Origin of the sequence: Bartonella sp. AP4SXKL (assembly GCF_042195845.1) — a bacterium.
Classification (GTDB): Bacteria; Pseudomonadota; Alphaproteobacteria; order Rhizobiales; family Rhizobiaceae; genus Bartonella.
The window spans coordinates 1-1,163 of sequence record NZ_JBHIPA010000055.1; the positions used below are offsets into that span (position 1 = coordinate 1).

The following is a 1,163-nucleotide window of genomic DNA, read 5'->3' on the forward strand; positions in this document are numbered from 1 at the left end:
GAAATTGAGCTATTTTCATAAATTAAAAAATGAAATTAAGAAAAGATAAATTATCGTAAACTATACACTTTACTTTATTGTCAAAATTATAATAATGACAATAAATATCGGAATGTATATAACGGTAAAAAAGAGTCATATTAAAATGAAGTCAATCATTCTTGTAATTTTGATTGCAAACCTTTTATCGGCTTGTGCATTAGCACCAAAGCTAAAACAGCCTAGTGATAGAAATCGTGTGCCTATTAATAAAACAATCCCTGCCGAAATCAAGCGAGGAGACAGATGAAAAAGCGATTTATTATAACAGGAATGATTACCCTTTTGGGGATGATAAATCTGGCACATGCAAACAATGTTGATGGAAATCATGTAGGTGGTAACGTGCGGCTAAATCTTTTAAGGGCACAGATTCTTTCGGAATCAGATACTAAACAGAATTCACCTGCTCCATCGCCACCACCTGCTCTACCAGCGGAATATCTGGAGCTTATTAAGCTATTAAAAAAAGGGGAAATTATTGAGCTCTTTAAAAAACAACTTGAGTTGAAAAAAGAACAACTTTCGCAAACAGAAAAAACCTATCAAGCTATAACAAAGAGTCAGAAAACAAACCCAAAGCAAATAGACTTTTCTAGTTTTTTTCTCAAAGAGCCAGAAGCGCTCTATAAGAGTGATAAACTTTCAAGGAAATCATATCAAGAGGTATTAGAGGACGAAAACAAAGTTTCTGGGCCTTTTGATCAAATGGGCAAAACTATTTCAGAGCGTTTACAATTTGCATCGATACTAGATAAAGCTATAACTTTAAAAAGTTTTGAAAACGTAGAAAATCGTTTTCAATACCTCAAAAATCTATTTAATGAACTTCAAACAAAAGAAAACCTGAAAGATATTGCAGATCTTCAAGCACATATCGATGGTTCATTAGCCATGATCCAAAATGAATTTATAAAGGTACAAATGGTAGCACATTTACGTAACGCTGAGAAATCACTTATCAAAAGGAAAAGACGCGAACTTGATATGAAAATTTTTGATCATGAAAAAAAAGGGATGCCTACCATACGATGAAAACAAAAGCCGATGTAGAAGGTTCAGTACTCTCTGAACAATTAAGAGAAGCACAAAGATTTTATCAAAGCCAAGATATCGTGCTGAAA

The 1,163-nt window shown here is 33.1% G+C and carries 2 protein-coding genes; both read left to right on the forward strand.

All coding sequences use genetic code 11. The annotated features are described in order from the left end of the window. The first annotated feature begins 145 nt into the window (after positions 1-145). A complete protein-coding gene (locus ACFIMI_RS09615; RefSeq protein WP_375692531.1) occupies positions 146-289 on the forward strand; it encodes a TrwH protein in 144 nt (47 codons plus the stop codon). Further along, positions 286-1,074: a type IV secretion system protein gene (locus ACFIMI_RS09620; RefSeq protein WP_375692532.1), complete on the forward strand. Its 789-nt coding sequence runs from the start codon at positions 286-288 to the stop codon at positions 1,072-1,074. The genes ACFIMI_RS09615 and ACFIMI_RS09620 overlap by 4 nt, the downstream gene beginning before the upstream one ends. Positions 1,075-1,163 lie beyond the last annotated feature (89 nt).